Here is a 23881-nt window from a genome sequence, read left to right on the forward strand (position 1 = left end):
AGGCGATGTCCTCACAGTGCCCAGATGGACTGAGAATCCACTTAGAGAACCGTTGCAGCAAACCGAGACTTCGTTTCGGCGGACGTGGTGCTGATCACTCATTCTCTTTACGTGAACGGGCCGAGTCCAGAGCAGCACCGTCGTATGTCACCGAATCGTTTCCCGCATGACCGTTGAGCGAGCTCACCGGCCGGCCCGGCAGCATGACGACGATCGAGGTGCCCGGCGGGTCCGCACCCGGGTCGGTGTCCTCGATGCGCAGTGCCCCACCGTGTTTGAGCACCACCTGCTTGACGATGGCCAGTCCGAGGCCCGAACCGGGCATCGCCCGTGCGGCGGTGGACCGGTAGAACCGCTCGAACACCAGCCGGCGTTCGGCCGGCGGGATGCCCGGCCCGCGGTCGGACACCACGAGGTCGGCGTGCACGGGATCGGTCTGCGTCAACCGGACTCCCACCCGGCCGCCGGGCGGACTCCACTTGGCCGCATTGTCAAGCAGATTCAACACGGCCCGCCCCAGCCCCGCGGCGTCGCCGTACACCTGCCACGGCATGACGTCGACGTCGAACTCGATGTCGTTGCGCCGCCGCCGGACTCGTTCCAGGCTGCGATCCACGACCTCGGATATGTCGACGGGCTCGTAGATCACCCCGCCGGCCTCGTCGCGGGTGAGGTCAACCAGATCGCCCACGAGGGTGGACAGTTCCTCGATCTGGGCGATGACGTCGGCGCGCAGGTCCGCCATCTCCTCCTCCGGCAGCCGCGGTGCGCCCGGCGCCATCGAGGCCATCAGCAGTTCGACGTTGGTGCGCAACGACGTCAGCGGGGTGCGCAGTTCGTGGCCCGCATCGGACACCAACCGCGCCTGTCGCTCCCGGGACTCGGTGAGCGCGCGCAGCATCATGTTGAACGCCTCGGTCAGGCGGGCGAGTTCGTCGCTGCCGTACACCGGGATCGGCCGCAGGTCATCGGTGCGGGCCACCCGTTCGGCGGCCTGGGTCAGCCGGCCCACCGGGCGCAGGCCCGCCCGCGCCACCATGCCACCGGCGATCGCCGCGACCGCCACCCCGACGCCCCCGACGATCAGCAACACGGTGCCGAGCCGGCCGAGCACCTGTCCCGTCGGGGCCAGGCTCTTGCTGATCAGCAGCGAGCTGCCATTGGTCAGGTGGACGGCCAGCACCCGCTGGTGGTTGGCGGTGCGCAGCGACAGCAGGAGTTCACCGGAGATGACGTCCTTCTCGGCCTCGCCGAGCGGGAGGGTCTGACCCTGCTGATTGGCGGTGTAGATCGACCGGCCCGGATTGACCAGCATCGCGTTGACGTCCGAGTACGCGGTTCCCTCGATGGCCTTGCCGGGGTCCGCGGCCAGCGACCCGCTCTCGATGAGCAGCCGGGCGCGGCTGTGCAGCTGGTTGTCGATGTCGTCGTAGAGCGCACGGGACACCACCGCATAGACGGCGAGCGACATCAGCACCACCACCATCGCCACCATCGACATCGCCAGCAGCATCACCCGCCACCGCAGCGACAACGAGCTGGTGTTGCGCAGCGGCTTCTGCCGCGGGGCCTGCGACGGTACGGGATGAGGTGGCAGGACCATCAGGGCGGTGTCTCGCGGAGCACGTAGCCCACGCCCCGCACCGTGTGGATCAGCCGCGGCTCGCCCGACGCCTCGGTCTTGCGGCGCAGGTAGCCGATGTACACCTCGAGCGCATTGCCCGACGTCGGGAAGTCGAAGCCCCAGACTTCCTCGAGGATGCGGCTACGGGTCAGCACCCGGCGCGGATTGGCGATCAGCATTTCCAGCAACGCGAACTCGGTGCGGGTGAGGCTGATCTGCCGCGATCCGCGGGTCACCTCGCGGGTCGCCGGATCCAGCGTCAGGTCCAGGAAGGTCAGGGCCGGCGACTCGGGCCCGTCGTCGGGGGTGGTGCGGCGCAGCAGCGCCCGCATCCGCGCGAGCAACTCCTCGAGCGCGAACGGCTTGGGCAGGTAGTCGTCGGCGCCGGCGTCGAGCCCGGCCACCCGCTCGGAGACCGAATCGCGGGCGGTCAGGACCAGAATGGGCAGGTCATCACCCGTGCTGCGCAGCTGACGGCACACCTCGAGACCGTCCAGCCGGGGCATCATCACATCGAGGACCACGGCGTCGGGACGGTCGTTGGCAATCAGATCGAGAGCCTCGACCCCGTCTTGGGCCAACTCGACCGAGTATCCGTTGAACGACAGGGACCGGCGCAGCGATTCGCGCACGGCACGATCGTCATCGACGACAAGAATCCGCACAGCCACAGTCTCAACCCAAGCCCTGAGAGTGGGCTGAGAGGCGCGCCGCTAATACGGCAAAAGCGACCTCAGCGACGGTCGAGGTCGATCAGTCCGAGTCGGGCGGCCTTGAGCAGGCGGCGCGGCACGCGACGCTGCTGCCCGGCCACCGTGACACCGACGAGTTCGGTCGGCTTGGCCTTCCACTGCGCGCGGCGGCTACGGGTGTTCGAGCGCGACATTCTGCGCTTGGGCACAGCCATGATGAAGCTTCTCCTCGTACGGGGGGTCAGTGCCACGCAACATCCGCTGTACGCGGGCCGCCGGCAAGTGCCCTTCAGGATAGCCGGTGCGCTGCGCCGCCTCCAAAACGCGGCGGCGCGCCCGGATGCGGACCTTGACGTGGGACCGGAGGTACCGTCTAACCTACCGGTTGGTTGGCACATCGACGAGGATGGGAGCACCGGTTGCCCGAGCCCGTTCGCATCGGCAACTGCTCGGGGTTCTACGGCGACCGCCTGGCAGCGATGCGCGAGATGATCACCGGCGGTGAGCTCGACTACCTCACCGGCGACTATCTCGCCGAGCTGACCATGCTGATCCTCGCCCGCGACCGGGCGAAGGACCCCGGCCGCGGCTACGCCAAGACCTTCCTCACCCAACTCGAGGACTGCCTCGGCCTGGCAGCAGAGCGCGGGGTGCGCATCGTGACCAACGCCGGCGGGCTCAACCCCGCCGGGCTGGCCGCCGCGGTTCGCGGGCTCGTCGACCGGTTGGGGCTGAGCCTGACGGTCGCACACGTCGAGGGCGACGACCTCGTCGGCCGGGCGGCCGAGTTCGGCTTCGACAACCCGCTCGCGGCCAACGCCTACCTCGGTGCGTGGGGCATCGCCGACTGCCTGACCGCGGGCGCCGACGTGGTGGTCACCGGACGCGTCACCGACGCCTCGGTGATCGTCGGTCCGGCCGCCGCGCACCACGGCTGGGCGCGCACCGACTACGACGCGCTCGCCGGCGCGATCGCCGCCGGTCACGTCATCGAATGCGGCGCACAGGCCACCGGCGGCAACTACGCCTTCTTCACCGACATCGCCGACCTCGGCCGTCCCGGGTTTCCGCTGGCCGAGATCCACGCCGACGGCTCGTCGGTGATCACCAAGCACCCGGGCACCGGCGGCGCGGTCACCATCGGCACGGTCACCGCCCAGCTGCTCTACGAGATCGGCGGGGCGCGCTACGCCAACCCCGACGCCACGCTGCGCGTCGACACCGTCGAGCTGTCCGACGACGGCCGGGACCGGGTGCGGATCAGCGGCGTACGGGGCGAACCGCCCCCACCGACGCTGAAGGTGTCGCTGAACAGCATCGGCGGGTTCCGCAACGAGATGACGCTGGTGCTGACCGGTCTGGACATCGAGGCCAAGGCCGAACTGGTGCGCCGCCAGCTGGAGGCGTCACTCACGGTCACGCCGGCCGAGCTCGAGTGGACGCTGGCCCGGACCGACCACCCGGACGCCGACACCGAGGAGGCCGCGAGCGCGCTGCTGCGCTGCGTGGTGCGCGACCCGGACCCGGCCACCGTCGGGCGGCAGTTCTCCTCGGCCGCAGTCGAACTGGCGCTGGCCAGTTACCCCGGCTTCCACGCCACCAGCCCGCCGGGTCCGGGCCAGGTCTTCGGGGTGTTCTCCCCGGCGTTCGTACCCGCCGCCGACGTCCCGCACATCGCGGTGCACCCGGACGGCACCCGCCACGACATCGCCTGCGCGACAGAGACGCTGGAGCTGACGCCGGTGCCGACGCCCGAGGTACCGGCGTTCGGCGGCTCCGGCGCGACCCGGCGGGCGCCACTGGGCACGATCGCCGGGGCGCGCAGCGGCGACAAGGGCGGCAGCGCGAACATCGGCGTCTGGGTCGGCACGGACGTCGAGTTCCGTTGGCTGGTCGAAGCCCTCACCGTCGACGCGCTGCGCGAACTGCTGCCCGAGACCGCCGGCCTGCCGGTCACCCGTCACCTGCTGCCGAACCTGCGGGCGGTGAACTTCGTGATCGATGACATCCTCGGCCAGGGCGTCGCCTACCAGGCCCGGTTCGACCCGCAGGCCAAGGGTCTCGGCGAATGGCTGCGCAGCCGTCACCTCGACATCCCGGAGGAGTTGTTCCCGTGAGTATCTGGCACACACCCGAGCGCGAACAGCTACGGAAGTCGGTGCGCGCCTTCGCCGAACGCGAGGTGCTGCCGCACGTCGCCGAGTGGGAGCGCATCGGTGAGCTGCCGCGCGATCTGCACCGCAAGGCGGGTGAGGCGGGTCTGCTCGGCGCCGGGATGCCCGAGTCGGTGGGCGGGGGCGGCGGCGACGGCGCCGACGCGGTGGTGATCTGCGAGGAGATGCACTACGCCGGCGCGCCGGGCGGGGTGTTCGCGTCGCTGTTCACCTGCGGCATCTCGACCCCGCACATGGCCGCCTCCGGCGATGCACGGCTGATCGACACCTACGTGCGGCCCACCCTGCGCGGCGAGCTGATCGGCAGCCTCGCGATCACCGAACCCGGCGGCGGCTCCGACGTCGGGCACCTGACCACCCGCGCGGTCCGCGACGGAGACGAGTACATCGTCAACGGCGCCAAGACCTACATCACCTCCGGCGTCCGGGCCGACTACGTCGTCACCGCGGTGCGCACCGGCGGACCCGGCGCGGGCGGCGTGTCGCTGCTCGTCGTCGACAAGGGGACGCCGGGGTTCGAGGTGAGCCGCAAGCTCGACAAGATGGGGTGGCGGTCGTCGGACACCGCCGAGCTGTCCTACACCGACGTCCGGGTGCCGGCGGCCAACCTGGTGGGCCCCGAGAACAGCGGATTCCTGCAGATCGCCGGCGCCTTCGTCGCCGAGCGGGTGGGTCTCGCCGCGCAGGCCTACGCCAGCGCGCAACGGTGCCTGGACCTCACCGTGCAGTGGTGCCGCGACCGCGAGACGTTCGGCCGACCGCTGATCTCCCGGCAGTCGGTGCAGAACACGCTGGCCGAGATGGCCCGGCGGGTCGACGTCGCGCGGATCTACACCCGCCACGTCGTGGAACGGCAGCTGTCGGGTGAGCAGAACCTCATCGCCGAGGTGTGCTTCGCCAAGAACACCGCGGTCGAGGCCGGTGAGTGGGTGGCCAACCAGGCGGTGCAGCTGTTCGGCGGCATGGGCTACATGGCCGAGTCGGAGGTCGAACGGCAGTACCGCGACATGCGAATCCTCGGGATCGGCGGCGGAACCACCGAAATCCTCACCGCACTGGCGGCCAAGACGCTGGGATATCAGTCGTGAGCCCAGCGAGTAGCGCAGCGGACCGCGCCTCCGCCCTGCCCTCGGCGCTCGACGTCAACGCCCCCGCCTACACCGAGGCCGCGGCCGCCATGACCGCCAAGCTCGCCGAACTCGACGCCGAACACGCCAAGGCGTTGGCCGGCGGCGGCGCGAAATACGTCGAGCGCCACCACGCCCGCGGCAAGCTGACCGCCCGCGAACGCATCGAACTGCTGCTCGACCCGGACGCCCCGTTCCTCGAGCTCAGCCCGCTGGCCGCCTGGGGCAGCGACTTCGCCGTCGGGGCCAGCGTGGTCACCGGCATCGGCGCGGTCAGCGGCGTCGAATGCCTGATCGTGGCGAACGACCCCACCGTCAAGGGTGGCACCAGCAACCCCTGGACGCTGCGCAAGATTCTGCGTGCCAACCAGATTGCCTTCGAGAACCGGCTGCCGGTGATCTCGCTCGTCGAATCCGGCGGCGCCGACCTGCCGACCCAGAAGGAAGTGTTCATCCCCGGCGGGCAGATGTTCCGCGACCTCACCCGCCTGTCGGCGGCGGGCATCCCGACCATCGCGCTGGTGTTCGGCAACTCCACGGCCGGCGGCGCCTACGTGCCCGGGATGAGCGACCACGTCGTGATGATCAAGGAGCGGTCCAAGGTCTTCCTGGCCGGACCACCGCTGGTCAAGATGGCCACCGGCGAGGAGTCCGACGACGAATCGCTGGGCGGCGCCGAGATGCATGCCCGCACGTCGGGTCTCGGCGACTACCTGGCCCACGACGAGCTCGACGCGCTGCGCATCGGCCGGCGCATCGTGGCCCGGCTGAACTGGCGTAAACAGGGTCCGGCGCCCGCGCCGGTCTCCGAACCCGTCCACGACGGCGAGGAACTGCTCGGCATCGTGCCCGCGGATCTGCGCATCCCGTTCGATCCGCGCGAGGTGATCGCCCGCATCGTCGACGGGTCGGAGTTCGACGAGTTCAAGGCGCTCTACGGCTCGTCGCTGGTGACCGGCTGGGCACGGCTGCACGGCTACCCGATCGGCATCCTCGCCAATGCGCGCGGCGTGCTGTTCAGCGAGGAGTCGCAGAAGGCCACCCAGTTCATCCAGCTCGCCAACCGGTCCAGCACGCCGTTGCTGTTCCTGCACAACACGACCGGATACATGGTCGGCAGGCAGTACGAGGAGGGCGGCATGATCAAACACGGCTCGATGATGATCAACGCCGTGTCCAATTCGACGGTGCCGCACCTGTCGCTGCTGATCGGCGCCTCGTACGGCGCCGGGCATTACGGCATGTGCGGGCGGGCCTACGATCCGCGATTCCTGTTCGCGTGGCCGAGCGCCAAGGCGGCGGTGATGGGCGGGACCCAGCTCGCCGGGGTCATCTCGATCGTCAGCCGCGCGGCCGCCGAGGCCCGCGGCCAGACCGTGGACGAGGATGCCGACGCCGCACTGCGGGCCGCCATCGAGGCGCAGATCGAAGCCGAGTCGCTGCCGATGTTCCTGTCGGGGCGGCTCTACGACGACGGGGTGATCGACCCCCGCGACACCCGCACCGTGCTGGGGATGTGCCTGTCCGCGATCGCCACCGGCCCGATCGAGGGGACGTCGAACTTCGGCGTCTTCCGGATGTGAGCGCCCACAGCGCGCCGAGACTACGGAAGATGACCGAAATCGGCCGGAAATCGTCAACAACCGTAGTGTCGGCGCAGAGGAGACGTCAGTGATCACCAGAGTCCTGGTCGCCAACCGCGGGGAGATCGCCCGCCGCGTCTTCGCCACCTGCCGCCGCCTCGGCATCGGCACCGTCGCCGTGTACACCGACCCCGACGCGAACGCCCCGCATGTCGCCGAGGCCGACGCCCGGGTGCGGCTGCAGGGCAACAGCGGCTACCTCGACGCCGCGCAGCTGATCGCGGCGGCACGGGCGGCAGGCGCCGACGCGGTCCATCCCGGCTACGGATTCCTTTCCGAGAACGCGGATTTCGCCGCGGCGGTGCTCGACGCCGGATTGACCTGGATCGGTCCGCCGGTCGCCGCCGTCTCGGCGATGGGCAGCAAGATCGAAGCCAAGAAGATGATGGCCGCGGCCGGGGTGCCGGTGCTCGACGAACTCGACCCCGAGACCGTCACCGCCGTTCAGCTGCCGGTGCTCGTGAAGGCCTCGGCCGGCGGCGGCGGACGCGGAATGCGGGTGGTGCGCGAGCTCGACGCGCTGGCCGGCGAGGTGGCCGCCGCGCAGCGCGAGGCGCAGTCCGCATTCGGCGACCCGACGGTGTTCTGCGAGCGCTATCTGGCCGCCGGGCACCACATCGAGGTGCAGGTGATGGCCGACGCGCACGGGACCGTCTGGGCCGTCGGCGAACGGGAGTGCTCGATCCAGCGCCGCCACCAGAAGGTGATCGAGGAGGCGCCCTCCCCGCTGGTGCAGCGGATCCCGGGGATGCGCGAGCGCCTGTTCGAGGCCGCGCGGCTGGCCGCCCAGGCGATCGGCTACACCGGTGCGGGCACCGTCGAGTTCATGGCGGACTCAGCGGGCGACTTCTTCTTCCTCGAGATGAACACCCGCCTGCAGGTCGAGCATCCGGTCACCGAGGCCACCACCGGTCTCGACCTCGTCGAGCTGCAGCTGCTCGTCGCCGACGGCGAGCGGCTCGACACCGAGCCGCCGCCGTCGCGCGGCCATTCGATCGAGGCGCGCCTGTACGCCGAGGATCCGGCCCGCAACTGGCAGCCGCAGGCCGGGACCGTGCAGCGGTTCGACGTGCCCACCGCGACAACGGAATTCGGCCCGCTGCAGCGGACCGGGGTGCGGGTGGACAGCGGTGTGGTCGACGGATCTCCTGTGTCGATCTTCTACGATCCGATGCTCGCCAAGGTCATCTCGTATGCGCCGACCCGCAGGCAGGCCGCAGGCATCCTGGCCGACGCGCTGGCCCGCACCCGACTGCACGGCGTCCGCACCAACCGCGACCTACTGGTCAACGTGCTGCGCCACCCGGCGTTCCTCGACGGCGCCACCGACACCGCGTTCTTCGACACCCACGGCCTGGCCGACCTGGCCGCGCCCGGCGGCGACGACCGCGCCACCGCACTGTCGATGGTTGCGGCCGCCTTCGCCGACGCCGCTCACAACCGCGCCACCGCACCGGTGTTCGCGGCCGCGCCCAGCGGATGGCGCAACCTGGCATCGGGCCACCAGAGCAGGCGGTACCGCGACGCCGCGGGCGACGAACACGAGGTGCGCTACCGCATCACCCGCACCGGCGTCGATGTGCCCGGGTACGACGATCTCGCACTGGTGTCGGCGGCCCCGGCGCGGGTGGTGCTGCGCACCGGCGGGGTCGAGCACGCCTTCGAGGTCGCGCGCCACGGCGGCGAGGTGTACGTGGATTCGCCGCTCGGCGCGGTCGCCCTCACCGTCGCCCCGCGCTTCCCCGACCCCGATTCCGCGGTCGCCCAGGGCTCGCTGATCGCGCCGATGCCCGGTGCGGTGGTGCGGGTGGGCGCCGCCGTCGGCGACACCGTGACCGCGGGTCAGCCGCTGGTGTGGTTGGAGGCCATGAAGATGGAGCACACCCTCGCCGCCCCCGGCGACGGAGTGCTCGCCGAACTCAATGTCGCACCGGGCCAACAGGTCGACGTCGGTGCGGTACTCGCCCGAGTGGATAGTCAAGGAGAGTCATGACAGGTTTCGTCGAGACCGAGGAACAGCAGGCGCTGCGCACGGCGGTGGCCGCGATGGCGGCCAACTACGGCCAGGACTACTACCTGGAGAAGGCGCGCGCCGGTGAGCACACCGACGAACTGTGGTCCGAGGCAGGAAAACTCGGCTTCATCGGGGTCAACCTGCCCGAGGAGTACGGCGGCGGCGGCGCAGGCATGTACGAGCTGGCGCTGGTGATGGAGGAGATGGCCGCCGCCGGGTCGGCCCTGCTGATGATGGTGGTCTCCCCCGCCATCAACGGCACCATCATCTCCAAGTACGGCACCGAGGAGCAGAAGCGGCGCTGGGTACCCGGCATCGCCGACGGTTCGATCACCATGGCGTTCGCGATCACCGAACCCGACGCCGGGTCGAACTCGCACAAGATCACCACCACCGCGCGCCGCGACGGCAGCGACTGGCTGCTGAGCGGCCAGAAGGTCTACATCTCCGGCGTCGACCAGGCGCAGGCGGTGCTCGTCGTCGGCCGCACCGAAGATCACAAAACCGGCAACCTGAAGCCGGCGCTGTTCATCGTCCCCACCGACACGCCCGGGCTGACGTGGACCAAGATCGACATGGAACTGATCAGTCCGGAGAACCAGTTCCAGGTGTTCCTCGACGATGTGCGGCTGCCGGCCGACGCGCTGGTCGGCTCGGAGGACGCCGCGATCGCCCAGCTGTTCGCCGGGCTCAACCCCGAACGCATCATGGGGGCCGCCAGCGCGGTGGGCATGGGCCGCTTCGCCATCGGCCGCGCCGTCGACTACGTCAAGACCCGGCAGGTGTGGAAGACCCCGATCGGCGCCCACCAGGGCCTGTCACATCCTCTGGCGCAGAACCATATCAAGATCGAGCTGGCGAAGCTCATGATGCAGAAGGCGGCGGCGCTGTACGACAGCGGCGACGACGCCGGGGCGGCCGAGGCGGCCAACATGGCCAAGTACGCCGCCGGCGAGGCCTCGGTGCGCGCCGTCGATCAGGCCGTGCAGTCCATGGGCGGCAACGGTCTGACCAAGGAGTACGGCGTGGCCGCGGCCGTGACCGCGTCGCGGCTGGCCCGCATTGCTCCGGTGAGCCGCGAGATGATCCTGAACTTCGTCGCTCAGACGTCGCTCGGCCTCCCCCGGTCCTACTGATGAGCGAGCTGGTCCGCTACGCCGTCGAGGGCAGCGTCGCCCGCCTGACGCTGGACTCGCCGCACAACCGCAACGCGCTGTCCACCGCGCTGGTCACCCAACTGCACGAGGGGTTGCGCGCCGCGGCGACCGACGCCACCGTGCGCACGGTCGTGCTCGACCACACCGGAGGCACGTTCTGCGCGGGCGCCGACCTGTCGGAGGCGGCCGGACGCGCACCCGCCGACCTCGCGGCCGACCGCGCCAGAGAACTGGCCGACACACTGCGCGCGATCCTCGAACTGCCGGTACCCGTGATCGCCGCGGTGGACGGGCACGTGCGGGCCGGCGGTCTCGGGCTGATCGGCGCCTGCGACATCGTGGTGGCCGGCGCGGGCAGCACGTTCGCACTCACCGAGGCGCGCATCGGCGTCGCGCCGTCGATCATCTCGCTGACTCTGCTGCCGAAGATGACGCCGCGCGCCGCGGGACGGTATTTCGTGACCGGCGAGAAGTTCGGCGCAGCCGAGGCGGAACGGATCGGATTGGTGACGGTGGCCACCGACGACGTGGCGGCGACGGTGGCGGCGCTGGGCGCGGAGATCGGCCGCGGATCGCCGCAGGGGCTCGCGGCGTCCAAGGCGCTGACCACCGCGGCGGTGCTCGCCGGATTCGACCGCGACGCCGAGGCGCTGACCGCACAATCGGTGACGCTGTTCGACTCGGCCGAGGCGCGCGAAGGCATGCTGGCTTTTCTGCAGAAGCGACCGCCGAACTGGGTGGGTTGACGCAGGTCGACGCCGTGCGGGCCGTCGCCGCCACCGCCGAGCAGACGGCGGCCCGCACGCCTCGGCGGGCGGCACCGAGGACCGATCGACCCCCGTTCAGGGCTGGTGTGTTCGAAATCGCAGCGATCGAAAGTGCCGCCGTACGTTACAAATCCGCGGCGGGGCCACCGGCGAAAGACCTGCTCGCGCCGATAACTTTCCGGTAACGCGGCGGTGAAGCCCGAGAAACTTCGACCGGCTAGCGGCTTCGCCCCACGTGCGGAGGGCACAGTTTAGCCAACACCCTTGCATGTGCCAGGCATCGTCGTAGGCTCGTCCTCGATGAGCACTCCTGCGACGCCGCGGAACGGGTCGAAGCGCGCTGCCGATACGGATCGGATTCAGATCGCGCAGTTGCTCACCGATGCCGCCGCCCAGGGCCGCCTCCAGATGACCGAGTACGAGGACCGCCTGACCAAGGCGTACGCGGCCCAGACCTACGAGGAACTCGCGCTGCTGAGCGCCGACCTGCCCGGGGCGATGACCACACCGCGCAACACCGGGCCGTGCCGCCCGGCGCCATCGACCATGCTGCTGGCCATCATGAGCGGGTTCGAGCGTCGCGGCCGCTGGAACGTCCCCCGCCGACTCACCGCCGTCGCACTCTTCGGCGGCGGCGTCGTCGACCTGCGCTACGCGGACTTCACCGCCCCCGAGGTGGAGATCCGGGCCTACTCGGTGTTCGGCGGGCAGACCATCCTGATCCCGCCGGAGGTGAACGCCGATCTGCGCGGCGTCGCGGTGATGGGCGCCTTCGACCACAGCGTGGCCGGCGACGGCACGCCCGGCGCGCCGTGTGTACGCATCCGCGGCCTGGCGTTGTGGGGCAGCGTGAAGGTCAAGCGCAAGAAGCGCAAGCACGCCACCACCGGCTGAGCGGCGGGCTCGGACTCCGTCTACGACGTCGCGGAATCAGACCGGTCGCCGGAGTCGTCAGCCGGCGCATCGTTCGCCTTGTCGTCGTCCGCGTCGTTCGCATCATCCTGGGCCCCGCCCGACGCTGCCCCGGTGAACCTCTTCACGGCGTCGTTGAGGCGGTCGGTGAACCGCTTCACCGGGGTCGACGACCGGGTGGTCGAGGTGTCGTCGTCGCTCTCCGGTTCGCGCGCGGACTCCTCGGTCCCGTCGTCGACGGAGGCCGACCGGTTGAGCCCTGGATCAGGCTGGTCGACGAGGGTCGGCACCAGCGGCAACGTGGCTGCCTCGTCGATCGGTTTGGTCACGAAGTTCGTCGGATCCGACAGGTCCGCCTCCGCGGTTGCGAGGCTCGCGCCGAACCCTTCACCGATCGACTCCGGCACCCCGCCCAGCGCGGTCAGCGACGACCCCGGTTGCATGGTTCGCGGCGTCCGAGGATCGACCGGGATCGCCTCGTCGCCCGGGACGCCCTTGCCGTCGGCATAACCCGCGTTGACCAATTCCGTCAGTGTCGGCTCCAGCGCGTCGGCGATGATGTCCCCGCCGGGCAGCAGCCGCAGCGGCCGCACGAGGGGTAGTCCGTCCGCCTCGAAGGTGACATAGGTGGTGGTGCTGCCGGGCAGATCTATGCGCTCGACGACATCGCCCTCGGAATCCAGGACGTAGTGGTAGTGATCGCCCTGAGGGTTCTTCGCTTCCTCGATGATGTAGTCCGGAACCTCGGCGGTCTGCTCGCCGCCATAGCCGTACACGTAGGCCATGAGGCTGTTGCCCAGCGCGAACGGGTTGAGCGGGTCGACCGGCGCGCTGGAGTTGATGTTGTACTCGTAGGCCACGTCCAGGATCGGCACGTTGAGATCGCTCGGCGTGGGCGCCGACGAGGTCAGCAGCAGCGGCGCGAACGGGGAGTAGGTCGTCCAGAATCCACCGCCACCGCGATTGGAATTGTTGTCGAGGATGACGAGCTCGACGTTCGACAGGTCGTCCTCATCCGCATTGTTCGCGAGGATTTCCAGCGCGGTCCCGGTCTGCCCGGCGCCCCAGCCGGACGCCGTCACGCCGGTCGGGTCGACGTCGTCCTCATGCGCACTGATCGCGTCGGCGATGCCCTGCGGGCCGAGGAAGAACGGGACCACCTCCTGCGGACCATAGACCTCGGTGTAATCGGTGCCGTAGTAGGTGGTGCCGGCGATGATCTGCGCCGTCGAGTTGGCGGGTGTGATCAGTGCGAGCAGGTCGACCGACGGCGCGACAGCCGTCGTCGCGCCCGTCAGTAATGCCGACGACAGGCTGGTGGCACCCAGCGCGGCCGCGGCGAGACCGCCCGGTGCCACCAGCCGCGCCACGGATGATCCCCGACGGCTGGTTGGGTCCAGAGCACGGTGCTTCGCCATCGATTCCCCTCAACAGATCGCGTGCGATCCGTCCGCGGCGAGCTCCCCTTCCTCACCCGGACGGCGTGAATGCAGCAAACCGTAGCGCAGATGAGACCGAGATCAACAGGTGCAAAAAGGGGCGAAAGATCAAGTCCGCGCGAAGTCAAACACCTACTGCCTACTGCAGCTAGTCAGTGGCATCGTCGGTGTCGCCGGCCGACCCGGCCGATTCATCCTTCGAGCCCGCGTCGCCCGGCGCGTCGGCCTTCTTCGACGGCGCGGTCGTCAGCCGGTCGATCGTGTTGCGGACGATGGTCCCGACACCCTCCGGTCGCCGCGAGGTGGTGGTCTGTCGGCTGTCCGGTTCGTCGTCACCCCCGGTGGTCGAGGCGGTCGGTTCCTCCGCCTGCTCCTCCTGCTCGAGCTCCCGGACCTGCTCGACCGCCTCGGACCGCTCGCCGGTCACGCGGTCGGATCGCTCGACCGTGGTGACGGTCGGCCTGCGGTTGTTGTCGGGGTCGGCGAGGTTGCGCAGGAAGGTCGCGGTCTCCCGCGGGGTCGGGAGCAATCCGGCCGGCCGGTAGACGTTGGGATCGGCGAGCGGATCGTTGTTCGGATAGCCGTAGTTGACGATGGCGGTCAGCGGGTCTTCGATCGCGTCGGCGAATCGGTTGCCGACCTCGCCGCCGTAGGTACGCAACGGCTGCAGCAACGGCAGGCCGTCGCGGCGATAACTGATGTATGTGGTCTCGCCGACGTGCTTGATGACGACGACCTTCCCCGACTCGAGGATGACGGTCGTGTCCTCACCGCTGTCGATCGAAACCTGGCACGCGGTACCGCATTCGGCGTCGGTCAGCTCGAGGTTGCCGTCGGCGTCGAGCGGCAGGTCGATGTCGTTCTGGTTGAGCCGGTTGTCGAAGTAGGTGGCCAGGGAATTCGCCATCGCCACGACGTTCAGCACGTACGCCGGGGTGTTGCCGTTGATGTCGTACTCGTAGCCGACGTCGACCACCTGACCGCCCGGCGCGGTCGGGGTGGGCACCGGGTTGACCCCGATGAGGCCGAAGACCGGGTAGCGGGTGCCGAACCCCCCGTTCGGGCGGGCCACGTTGTTGTCGAGTACGTACACCGCGTCGGTGGCCACCGGATCGTCGCCGCCGGTCGCCTCCAGGTAGGAGAGCAGCAGGCTCACGTTCGCCGCGCCCCAGCCGGACGACAGCACGACGTTGTCGTCGGCAGCGCCGTTGGCGGCCAGCGCGTCGTAGACGCCGAACGGGCCGGTCAGGAAGTTCACCGTGACCACGTCGCGGCCCGCGGCGAACTTCCCGCGGTAGAAGTCCTCGACGCCCGCGCCCGTGGGGTTGGTCGAGCTGCCCTCGACGATCAACGCCGACAGGTCGTACATCGTCGACGCCACGGTTTCGGGTGCGGTCACCGCGACGCCACCCGCAGCGGCGACCGAGGCCACCACGGCGGTGGTCAGCACCGCAGGCGCCGCCCGCCCCGCCCGGCGTTCGCGCGCCGACCGTCGCCCAGCCCGATGCTTTGCCATACCGTTCCCCTCGTGCACAGGTGCGGAGCCAAGGTACCGCACGAGAGGTGGCTCATCACCCCCGATTCCCCTCGGTCAGCAACTGCGGGCGATGGGCGGATACCCGGTTGCTACCGCCGGCGCCGGCGTGAGGTCAGGTAGTCGCCGACCACCGCGGCGCCCAGCCCGTCGAGGTCGGGGACCACGACGCGGCCCTGCACGCGCCGGGCCACCTGGTCGATGAAGCGGGCCAGGCCGGGGTCGCTGCCCAGCCGGAAGATCGTGACCTGCGCGCCCATTTGGGCCACCTCGTCGAACCCGCGCACGGTGTGGGCGATGGTCCGCGGGTGCGGCGGGTAATCAAAAAACACCTGCGTGCCGTCGCCGACCGACCCGAAGTCCTCCAGATGCGCGGTCGGCTCACCGTCGGTGACCACCAGCACGACCGGTTGCGCGTTCGGGTGGCGGCGCAGGTGGCGCGTCGCCAGCGCCAGTGCGTGATGCAGGTTGGTGCCCTGCTCGTACACCCCTTCCAGACCGGTGAGTTCGGCCGCGGTGACGGTGCGCGCGTACCGGCCGAACGCGATGATCTGCAGGGCGTCGGAGCGGAACCGGGTGCTCACCAGATGGTTGAGCGCCAGTGCCGTGCGTTTCATCGGCAGCCAGCGGTTCTCCATCACCATCGAGAACGACGTGTCCACCAGCAGCGCGACCGCCGCCTGGGTGCGGGTCTCGGTCTCGGAGATCTCGACGTCATCGACGGTGATGCGCAGCGGGCGTTCGACCGTGCCCGTACCGGCCTGGCGCAGCACCGCGTTGGTGAGCGTGCGGGTGACGTTCCAGGGTTCGGTGTCGCCGAACTGCCACGGCCGGGTGGCGCCGGTGAGTTCCCCGGCCGCCCCCGCGCGACGGGTTTCGCGTTCCCCGTGCCGGCCCGAGAGTTGTTGTGCCACATCGCGTAGTGCCGCCTGGCCGAGTTGGCGCATCGCCTTCGGCGACAGGCGCCACTTACCGTCCGACCCGCGGTCGAGGAACCCCTGGTTGACCAGCGCGCGCTCGAGTTCGGCCAGTGTCCTGGCGTCGACGGCGGCGTCGTCGCCGAGCTGGCGGGCCAGTGCGTCGAGGTCGACGTCGTCCATCGTCGCGCCCGCGTAGCTCTGCGACAGCTGTTCGGCGAGCTGTTCGAGTTCGCCGATGTCGGCCAGCGCCTGGGCGCCCTCTCCCATCCCCAGCGGGTTGTCCCCGGAGAACTGCGACGACCCCGTCCAGTCCTCCCCGGGCCGGGCCGCCTGCAGATGCGAGTCCAGCCGGTTGAGCGCGTTCATCAGCGACGGCGACCCGAACGCCTGCTGCGCCAACGCATCCAGTTCGGCGCGCTGATCGGGTGACAGGCTGTTGCGGAATCGCTGCGCGGCGGCGGCGCGCTGAGCCAGCGAGTCGAGCAGCTCCTCGACGTTGCGCGGGTTCTCCGGGAAGTACTCGCCGTGTTTGGCCATGAACTCGTCGAAGTCCTGCTGCGAGTCCTGCCCGTTGGCATGTTTGTCCAGCAGGTCGTTGAGGTCGTCGAGCATCTCGTTGACCCGCTGCCGGTCCTCGTCGGTGGCGTTCTCCAGCGCCTGCTTCATCCCGGCGAAGCGCTGGTCGAGCATCTCGCGGCCGAGCAGGTCGCGGATCTGCTCGTACTTCTCGCGTGCTTCGGGACTGCGCCACTGGTAGTCCGAGAGCTCCTGGACGGCCTTGGCCGGTGACGGCGACAGTGACTCGATCTGCATCTCGTTGAAGCGGGCGTCGTCGTCGAGCGCGCGGGCCAGTTCTTTACGCTCGGCGAGCACTGCCTCATCGAGCAGCTTCTTGATCTCGGCCAGCGTGCCGTCGAGGCTGTTGCGCGTCAACAGTTCCCGTCGCCGGCGGTTGACCTCGGCGGCCAGCCGATCCGCGCCGCGCATGTTCTTGGTGCCGCGGCGCAGCAGCTCGGACAGGGCCCGCCGCGGGGAGCTGCCCTCCATCACGTCCTCGCCGATCTGCTCGAGCGCTTCGCGCAGATCCACCGGCGGCGCAAGCGGATCCGGCCCGCCGGTGTAGCGGGAGTACCGCGACGACCGTCCGTGGCCCGGTTTAGCCATAGACGGTTTCGCCTTCGCCGGACACCTTGTCGATCCGCTTCGCCAGATACAAGGCCTCGAGCGCGAGTTCCACCGCGGCCGCGCGCTCACCGTCGGACTGCGCCCCGAGCCGGGTGGCGATCGCCTCGACCACGGGCAGATCCGGCAGGGCGGCCAGCACGTCCTTGGCCGACACCCGCTCCCCCGTGGTGACCGGCGACCCCTCCTCGACCGCCGCGACCAGCGGACCCACGTCGAGGCCGCCCAGCAGCCGCTGCGCGGTGTCGGCAGTGGCGCGGCGCAGCAGGTGTTCGAGCACCGCCTGTTCGCGACCCTCCTCCCCGGATTCGAACTCCAGCTTGCCGCGCAGCACGTCGATCACCGTGGCGAGGTCGCAGACACGCGCCACCGGATCCTGCTCGCCGAGGATCGTCGACCGGTGCCGCGCCGACGCCGCCACCGTCTCGGCCGCCGCGATCGCGAACCGCGCTGACACGCCGGATCGCTGGTCGACCGAATGGGATTCGCGCAGCAGCCGGGCGAAGCGGGCCAGCACCTGCAGCAGGTACTCGGGGACGTCGGCGGCCAGCTGCGCCTCCTGGGTGATGACGCCGACCTCGGCCTCGAGCCGCAGCGGGTAGTGGGTGCGGATCTCGGCGCCGAACCGGTCTTTGAGCGGGGTGATGATGCGGCCGCGGTTGGTGTAGTCCTCGGGGTTGGCGCTGGCTACAACAAGAACATCGAGCGGCAGTCGTAAGGTATATCCCCGTACCTGGATGTCGCGCTCCTCCATCACGTTGAGCATCGCCACCTGGATGCGCTCGGCGAGGTCGGGCAGCTCGTTGACCGCGACGATGCCGCGGTGGGCGCGCGGGATCAGTCCGTAGGCGATGGTCTCCGGGTCACCCAGGCTGCGGCCCTCGGCCACCTTGATCGGGTCGATGTCGCCGACCAGGTCGGCGACGCTGGTGTCGGGGGTGGCCAGCTTCTCGGTGTAGCGCTCGCTGCGGTGCCGCCACGACACCTTCAGATCGTCACCGGAATCGGCCGCTTTGCGGATCGACTCCGGAGTGATCGGGTCGTAGGGATGCTCACCGAGCTCCGACCCCTCGATCACCGGCGTCCACTCGTCGAGCAACCCCGTCAGCGCGCGCAGCAACCGGGTCTTACCCTGACCGCGCTCGCCGAGCAGCACGATGTCGTGTCCGGCGATCAACGCCCGCTCCAGCTGCGGGATCACGGTGTCCTCGAAGCCCAGGATGCCCGGCCACACGTCGCCGCCCTCGGCCAGCGCAGCCAGCAGGTTGTCGCGGATCTCTTCTTTGACACCACGCTGCCGGTGGCCGGAGGCGCGGAGCTCGCCGACGGTCCGCGGCAGATCTTGAGGTTGGGTCACGACTCCCACGCTACGACTGCCGCGCCGATGCGGCACCGCTTACCCCGAGAGCGAACGCGGGAATACGCCTGCGGAGCCGGGGCTGTGCGCGCCGACGGCCGGTAGTCTGCGGGCCATGCCGTTCGAAACCGGTCAGGTGTTCGCGGGTTACACCATCGTCCGGCTCGTCGGCACCGGCGGCATGGGTGAGGTCTACCTGGCGCAACATCCCCGGCTGCCGCGGCAGGATGCGCTCAAGGTGCTGCCGGCGTCGTACTCCGCGGACGCGGAATTCCGGCAGCGGTTCAGCCGGGAAGCCGATCTGGCCGCCACCCTGTGGCATCCGCACATCGTCGGCGTTCACGACCGCGGTGAGTACGACGGTCGGTTGTGGATCTCGATGGACTTCGTCGACGGCCACGACGCCGCCGGGCTGCTCGTCGACCGCTACCCCGCGGGCATGCCCGCCGCCGATGTGCTCGAGATCGTCACCGCGGTCGGCGATGCGCTGGACTACGCCCACCAGCGTCAGCTGCTGCACCGCGACGTGAAACCGGCCAACATCCTCATCACCGGACCCGACCGTGCCCGCCGCCGGATCCTGCTCGCCGACTTCGGCATCGCCCGCCATGCCGAGGACAACACCGGGCTCACGTCGACCAACATCGCGGTCGGGTCGATGAGCTACAGCGCGCCCGAACAGCTGATGGGTCACCCGATCGACGGCCGGGCCGACCAGTACTCGCTGGCCGCCACGGCCTACCGGTTGTTCACCGGGGCGCCGCCGTTCCCGCACAGCAATCCCGCGGTGATCATCAGCCACCACCTCAACACCCCGCCGCCGCGGCTCGGCGACACCCGGCCGGAGTTGGCCGTCTACGACGCGGCGATGGCGCGGGCGCTGGCCAAGGACGCGGCGTCCCGGTTCGACACCTGCCACGACTTCGCGGTCGCCCTGGCCCGGGCCTCCCACTCTGCCGCGGTGCCGGAACCGACGTTCACCGCTCCACCCGGTCCGCCGCCGGGCGTGTCCTATCCCGGCCCGCCCGTCTCCGCGCCGCCGGCGCAGGCGCCGAACGTCGCCCAGGGTCCGCCGGTGCTGGTCTCCCCGTGGGCGCCGGCCGGCGGCCCGCACCCCGGCGGTGCGTTCGGCCCGCCACCGGGTGCGCCGCCGCGGCGCTCCCGCAAGGGGTTGATCGTCGCCGCCGCCGTCATCGGGGTGGTGCTGCTGGTGGCCGGTGTCGTCACCGCGGTCACGCTCGGCGGTTCCGACGACGCGGACGGCCCGGCCGGCACGTCGACGTCGTCGTCCACCGCACGGGCCGACGCGGTCACCACCACGCGGCCCACCCGGACCGCGGCGCCGCCCACCCGCGCCGACGGGCGGGCGTACACCATCGCCGACTACATCCGCGACAACCGGATCGTCGAGGTCCCGATCAAGCGGGAGACCCCCGGCGCGCCGGCCGTCACGCTGCCGGTCCCGCCCGGCTGGGCCGACGCCGGCCCTCGCGCGCCGTCGTGGGCGTACTCGGCGATGCTGTTCGAGGGCCTGCCCGCCAACATTGACCCGCCGACGGTGATCACGCTGATGTCCAAGCTGACCGGTGACGTGAACGCCGCCGAGATCACCGAGTACGCGCCGAACGAGCTCCGCAACCTGCCCGGTTTCCAGGCCGGCGGCGGCCGCCCCGGCAAACTGTCCGGGTTCGACATGGTGCAGACCGACGGCACCTACGAACGCGACGGCCGGCGCCGCGCGATCTGGCAGAAGACGGTGCTGATCCCGGTGCCACAGGCCCTGTACGTCCTGCAGATCAACGCCGACGCGCTCGTCGAGCAGACGCCGTTGCTGACCGACGTCGGCGGGGTCGTCGACCGGCAGACCACGATCGGGCCGTGACCCGCCGCGCAAACGCCCTTGCGCGAATACGGTTGCGGTACCAAGCTGCTTTTTGCCGGGGTCGTCAATCGAGAGGGCCCGGCCTTCACCGGAGGGGAACTGTTGACCGGCGCATTGCGCGAATGGTGGCGCCAGCCTGACCACTACTACTGGCTGACGGCGTACCTGGCCGCCCGCGGCGCCCAGCGCAACATCTGCCGGGTGACGGCCGGATCGCTGTTCGGGTTCGCCGTGGTGTTGCTGGTGTCGCTGGCCAGCCCCGCGGGTCCGGCCGGGCCGACCGGGCAGATCGTGGCGGTCGCGATCGCGGTCGCGCTGCTCGCGATGGCGGCGGGCTGGCTGCGGGAAGGCTGGCCGACGCAACGGCAGTCGGCCGGTTTCGTGGTGCTGGCCTCGCTGTGTGTGAGCGCGTCCTGTCTGATCCAGGCCGAACCGTTCAACGGCATGTTCGGCGCCACCACGTTCGCGGTGCTGTCCGGCTACATCGCGTTCTTCCACACCCCGCGGCTGATGGCATTCAACTTCGCGGTCGCGCTGGGGACCGCAACGGTGCTGGCGGTGCGCCTGGCGCTCGACAGCGACCCCGCGCTGGCGGTGTCGACGCTGGTGTTCCTCACGGTCGTGAACTTCGCGACCCCGGCCACCTGCCAGGCCCTGGTGCATCTGCTGGGCATCAACGTGCTCAACGCCGACATCGACCCGGTGACCGGGCTCTACAACCGGGAGGCGTTCGACCGGGCGGTGGCGGCGTTCATCGCCTCCCGCAACCGCGACGACGACCGGTTCTTCGTCATCGTGGTGGTCGACCTCGACAACTTCGCGCTGCTCACCCAGACCAAGGGCCGCCAGGCGGGTGACCGGGCCCGCGTCGCCGCGGCACAGACGCTGCGCGAGACCACCCGGCAGAGCGCGGTGATCGCCCACCTGCCGGGGTCGGAGTTCCTGATCGCCGACAGTTTCCCGACCACCGACAGTTCACCGCTGGTGGAGCGGGTCCGCAGCGCGATCCGCACCACGCCCCCGCGCACGTCGGCGAGCATCGGTGTGGTCAGCACCCCGATGCACGGGCTGGTGCAGCGGCCGCCCTACGAGACCCTCGACGAACTGCTCGAGATCGCCCGCGGCGCGGCGCAGGTGGCGCGGCGGGCGGGTGGTAATCAGGCCCACCACGTCCGGTGTCCGCCGCTGCGCACGCTCGAGGACGACGAGCCGCCGCTGTAGCGACGCCGAGACCGCGGTCAGTGCGCGAAGTGCCGGGCGCCGGTGAGGTAGAGCGTCACGCCGGCCTTGGCGGCGGCCTCGGTGACCAGTTCGTCGCGCATCGAGCCACCCGGATGCACCACGGCCTTCACGCCCGCGTCGGTCAATGTCTCGAGCCCGTCCGGGAACGGGAAGAACGCGTCCGACGCCGCGACCGCGCCCCGCACCCGGTCCCCGGCCCGTTGCACCGCCAGCCGGGCCGCGTCGACGCGGTTGACCTGCCCCATCCCGACGCCGACCGTGGCGCCGTCGGCGACCACCACGATCGCGTTGGACTTCACCGCGCGGCAGGTTCGCCAGGCGAACGCCAGGTCGGTCAGTGTCGCGGCGTCGGCCGGCTCGCCGGTGGCCAGCGTCCAGGTGTTCGGGTCGTCGCCGGCCGCGTCGAGGGCGTCGCGCTCCTGCAGCAGCAGCCCCCCGCTGATCGGCCGCATCTCGGTGCCCGTCGACATCGGTTCGGAGGCCACCAGGATCCGGATGTTCTTCTTGCGGGACAGGATCTCCACGGTGCCGGGCTCGTAGGCCGGCGCGATGATCACCTCGGTGAAGATGTCGGCGACGGTCTCGGCCATCTCGACGCTGACCGCGGTGTTGGTCGCGATCACCCCGCCGAACGCCGAGAGCGGATCGCATTCGTGGGCCTTGCGGTGCGCGTCGGCCACCGACGTCGACGAGATCGCGATCCCACACGGGTTGGCGTGCTTGATGATCGCCACGCAGATCTGCTCGTGGTCGAAGGCGGCACGCCACGCGGCGTCGGCGTCGGTGTAGTTGTTGTAGGACATCTCCTTGCCGTGCAGCTGCTCGGCCTGGGCCAGGCCGGGCCACGCGGCGTCGTCGCGGTACAGCGCGGCCTGCTGATGCGGGTTCTCGCCGTAGCGCAGGACCGCCGCGCGCCGCCAGGTGCCGCCCACCCAGGCGGGCAGGTGCTGCGCGGGTTCCTCCGGGGCCAGCGTCGACCCCATCCAGGTGGCCACCGCGACGTCGTACTCCGCGGTGTGCCGGAACGCCAACGACGCCAAGATCTTCCGCTCCGCGAGGGTGAAGCCGCCGGAGCGGACCGCGGCCAGCACCCCGTCGTATCCGCGCGGTTCGACGACGACGGCGACGCTCGGGTGGTTCTTGGCCGCCGCGCGCACCATCGACGGGCCGCCGATGTCGATCTGCTCGACGCACTCGTCCTCCGACGCGCCGGACGCGACGGTCTCGCTGAACGGGTACAGGTTGACGACCACGAGGTCGAACGCCTCGACGCCGAGATCCTGCAGTGCCGCAACGTGTTCGGGCTTGCGCAGGTCGGCGAGCAACCCGGCGTGCACGTGCGGGTGCAGGGTCTTGACCCGGCCGTCGAGCACCTCCGGGAAGCCGGTGACGTCCTCGACCGGGGTGACGGGGACACCCGCACCGGCGATGGTCTTGGCGGTCGAGCCGGTGGACACGATCGCGACGCCGGCGTCGTGCAGTCCGCGCGCCAGCTCGGTCAGGCCGGTCTTGTCATAGACGCTGATCAGGGCGCGGCGAATCGGCTTCTTCGTCGGTGAATGCCCTTCGGCTGTGCTCATCCTATGGTCGCCTTTCGTCCGGTCCAGGTCACGCCGCGGGTCGCCACCGCGGCCAGGACTTCCACCAGCAGTCGCCGTTCGACCACCTTGATCCGCTCGTGCAGCGTTGCCTCGTCGTCGTCGTCGGCCACCGCGACGGCCTCCTGGGCCAGGATCGGCCCGGTGTCCATCCCCGCGTCGACCAGGTGCACCGTGCAGCCGGTGACCCGCACGCCGTAGGCCAGGGAGTCGGGGACGGCGTGCGCACCGGGGAACGCCGGGAGCAGCGCCGGGTGGGTGTTGACGACCCGGCCGGGGAACCGCGAGAGAAATTGCGGGCCAAGAATCTTCATGAATCCGGCCGAGACGACGAGGTCGGGTTCGACGGCGGCGGTCGCGGCGGTCATCGCCGCGTCCCATGCCGCCCGGTCCGGGTGGTCGCCCAGACGCACGGTGTAGCCGGGCACGCCGGCGGCGGCGGCGATGTCGAGTGCTGCGCAGGGTCGGTCGGTGCCGACGGCCACCACGCGCGCCGGGTAGTCGCCGACGGCGGCGTCGAGCAGCGAGGCGAGCAACGATCCGGTCCCGGAGGCCAGGACGGCCAGCCGCGCAGGTGCGCTGGGGGGCACACGTAGCGGTTCCGGCACGCGCAGCAG

General features: G+C 70.4%; 18 protein-coding genes. 9 read left to right on the top strand and 9 right to left on the bottom strand.

Annotated features, from left to right (window positions below; genetic code table 11):
- Window positions 1-94: 94 nt before the first annotated feature.
- From E4P42_RS02655 to rpmF, 3 genes are all read right to left on the bottom strand, one after another.
- Complete coding sequence (locus tag E4P42_RS02655; protein WP_209305676.1) at window positions 95-1603, bottom strand: HAMP domain-containing sensor histidine kinase; 1509 nt, start codon at window positions 1601-1603, stop codon at window positions 95-97.
- The gene (locus tag E4P42_RS02660; RefSeq protein ID WP_135122791.1) at window positions 1603-2289 is read right to left on the bottom strand and encodes a response regulator transcription factor; all 687 of its coding nucleotides are present in this window, start codon (window positions 2287-2289) and stop codon (window positions 1603-1605) included. The genes E4P42_RS02655 and E4P42_RS02660 overlap by 1 nt, the downstream gene beginning before the upstream one ends.
- A gap of 68 nt (window positions 2290-2357) precedes the next feature.
- Window positions 2358-2531 (bottom strand): 50S ribosomal protein L32, encoded by a 174-nt coding sequence (rpmF, locus tag E4P42_RS02665; RefSeq protein WP_135122792.1) that lies wholly within the window; start codon window positions 2529-2531, stop codon window positions 2358-2360.
- Between the two features lie 264 nt (window positions 2532-2795).
- Between rpmF and E4P42_RS02670 the strand changes: the two genes are divergently transcribed.
- From E4P42_RS02670 to E4P42_RS02700, 7 genes are all read left to right on the top strand, one after another.
- On the top strand, window positions 2796-4433 hold the full coding sequence (locus E4P42_RS02670; protein WP_245233866.1) for an acyclic terpene utilization AtuA family protein: 1638 nt from the start codon (window positions 2796-2798) through the stop codon (window positions 4431-4433).
- Window positions 4430-5578: an acyl-CoA dehydrogenase family protein gene (locus tag E4P42_RS02675; RefSeq protein WP_135122794.1), complete on the top strand. Its 1149-nt coding sequence runs from the start codon at window positions 4430-4432 to the stop codon at window positions 5576-5578. Before E4P42_RS02670 ends, E4P42_RS02675 begins: the two co-directional genes overlap by 4 nt.
- Before the next feature lie 35 nt (window positions 5579-5613).
- Window positions 5614-7200 carry an acyl-CoA carboxylase subunit beta gene (locus E4P42_RS02680; protein ID WP_135122906.1) on the top strand — a complete coding sequence of 529 codons (1587 nt, stop codon included), beginning with the start codon at window positions 5614-5616 and terminating at the stop codon, window positions 7198-7200.
- A gap of 88 nt (window positions 7201-7288) precedes the next feature.
- Window positions 7289-9253, top strand: a complete 1965-nt coding sequence (locus E4P42_RS02685) for a biotin carboxylase N-terminal domain-containing protein (RefSeq protein WP_135122795.1) — start codon at window positions 7289-7291, stop codon at window positions 9251-9253.
- Window positions 9250-10410: an acyl-CoA dehydrogenase family protein gene (locus tag E4P42_RS02690; RefSeq protein WP_135122796.1), complete on the top strand. Its 1161-nt coding sequence runs from the start codon at window positions 9250-9252 to the stop codon at window positions 10408-10410. Before E4P42_RS02685 ends, E4P42_RS02690 begins: the two co-directional genes overlap by 4 nt.
- Window positions 10410-11177 (top strand): enoyl-CoA hydratase family protein, encoded by a 768-nt coding sequence (locus E4P42_RS02695; protein WP_135122797.1) that lies wholly within the window; start codon window positions 10410-10412, stop codon window positions 11175-11177. The genes E4P42_RS02690 and E4P42_RS02695 overlap by 1 nt, the downstream gene beginning before the upstream one ends.
- A 321-nt stretch (window positions 11178-11498) precedes the next feature.
- A complete protein-coding gene (locus E4P42_RS02700) occupies window positions 11499-12092 on the top strand; it encodes a DUF1707 domain-containing protein (protein ID WP_135122798.1) in 594 nt (197 codons plus the stop codon).
- Window positions 12093-12112: 20 nt separating this feature from the next.
- Here E4P42_RS02700 and E4P42_RS02705 read toward each other — a convergent pair whose 3' ends face one another.
- The 4 genes from E4P42_RS02705 to E4P42_RS02720 form a co-directional block, all read right to left on the bottom strand.
- The gene (locus tag E4P42_RS02705; protein WP_245233859.1) at window positions 12113-13480 is read right to left on the bottom strand and encodes a PE-PPE domain-containing protein; all 1368 of its coding nucleotides are present in this window, start codon (window positions 13478-13480) and stop codon (window positions 12113-12115) included.
- Window positions 13481-13697: 217 nt separating this feature from the next.
- Complete coding sequence (locus tag E4P42_RS02710; RefSeq protein WP_135122800.1) at window positions 13698-15065, bottom strand: PE-PPE domain-containing protein; 1368 nt, start codon at window positions 15063-15065, stop codon at window positions 13698-13700.
- Between the two features lie 110 nt (window positions 15066-15175).
- Entirely contained in the window at window positions 15176-17167 is a 1992-nt protein-coding gene (locus tag E4P42_RS02715) for a VWA domain-containing protein (RefSeq protein WP_135122801.1), read from the bottom strand.
- Window positions 17160-18542, bottom strand: a complete 1383-nt coding sequence (locus tag E4P42_RS02720) for a sigma 54-interacting transcriptional regulator (RefSeq protein WP_135122802.1) — start codon at window positions 18540-18542, stop codon at window positions 17160-17162. The genes E4P42_RS02715 and E4P42_RS02720 overlap by 8 nt, the downstream gene beginning before the upstream one ends.
- A gap of 115 nt (window positions 18543-18657) precedes the next feature.
- Between E4P42_RS02720 and E4P42_RS02725 the strand changes: the two genes are divergently transcribed.
- Complete coding sequence (locus E4P42_RS02725) at window positions 18658-20424, top strand: LpqN/LpqT family lipoprotein (protein ID WP_135122803.1); 1767 nt, start codon at window positions 18658-18660, stop codon at window positions 20422-20424.
- 102 nt (window positions 20425-20526) lie between these two features.
- Window positions 20527-21645, top strand: a complete 1119-nt coding sequence (locus E4P42_RS02730) for a GGDEF domain-containing protein (RefSeq protein WP_135122804.1) — start codon at window positions 20527-20529, stop codon at window positions 21643-21645.
- Window positions 21646-21662: 17 nt separating this feature from the next.
- On the opposite strand, the gene purH is transcribed toward E4P42_RS02730, so the two are convergent.
- A complete protein-coding gene (gene purH, locus E4P42_RS02735) occupies window positions 21663-23246 on the bottom strand; it encodes a bifunctional phosphoribosylaminoimidazolecarboxamide formyltransferase/IMP cyclohydrolase (RefSeq protein ID WP_135122805.1) in 1584 nt (527 codons plus the stop codon).
- Complete coding sequence (gene purN / locus E4P42_RS02740) at window positions 23243-23872, bottom strand: phosphoribosylglycinamide formyltransferase (RefSeq protein WP_135122806.1); 630 nt, start codon at window positions 23870-23872, stop codon at window positions 23243-23245. The genes purH and purN overlap by 4 nt, the downstream gene beginning before the upstream one ends.
- Window positions 23873-23881: the final 9 nt, after the last annotated feature.

Source organism: Mycobacterium sp. PS03-16, assembly GCF_004570325.1.
Lineage (GTDB): Bacteria > Actinomycetota > Actinomycetes > Mycobacteriales > Mycobacteriaceae > Mycobacterium.

Excerpts from the sequence above, each read along its gene's own strand:
- purH (WP_135122805.1), bottom strand. The coding sequence starts at position 23,246 with ATGAGCACAGCCGAAGGGCATTCACCGACGAAGAAGCCGATTCGCCGC.
- E4P42_RS02700 (WP_135122798.1), top strand. The coding sequence starts at position 11,499 with ATGAGCACTCCTGCGACGCCGCGGAACGGGTCGAAGCGCGCTGCCGAT.
- E4P42_RS02715 (WP_135122801.1), bottom strand. The coding sequence starts at position 17,167 with ATGGCTAAACCGGGCCACGGACGGTCGTCGCGGTACTCCCGCTACACC.
- E4P42_RS02695 (WP_135122797.1), top strand. The coding sequence starts at position 10,410 with ATGAGCGAGCTGGTCCGCTACGCCGTCGAGGGCAGCGTCGCCCGCCTG.
- E4P42_RS02690 (WP_135122796.1), top strand. The coding sequence starts at position 9,250 with ATGACAGGTTTCGTCGAGACCGAGGAACAGCAGGCGCTGCGCACGGCG.
- E4P42_RS02725 (WP_135122803.1), top strand. The coding sequence starts at position 18,658 with ATGCCGTTCGAAACCGGTCAGGTGTTCGCGGGTTACACCATCGTCCGG.
- E4P42_RS02710 (WP_135122800.1), bottom strand. The coding sequence starts at position 15,065 with ATGGCAAAGCATCGGGCTGGGCGACGGTCGGCGCGCGAACGCCGGGCG.
- rpmF (WP_135122792.1), bottom strand. The coding sequence starts at position 2,531 with ATGGCTGTGCCCAAGCGCAGAATGTCGCGCTCGAACACCCGTAGCCGC.
- E4P42_RS02670 (WP_245233866.1), top strand. The coding sequence starts at position 2,796 with ATGCGCGAGATGATCACCGGCGGTGAGCTCGACTACCTCACCGGCGAC.
- E4P42_RS02655 (WP_209305676.1), bottom strand. The coding sequence starts at position 1,603 with ATGGTCCTGCCACCTCATCCCGTACCGTCGCAGGCCCCGCGGCAGAAG.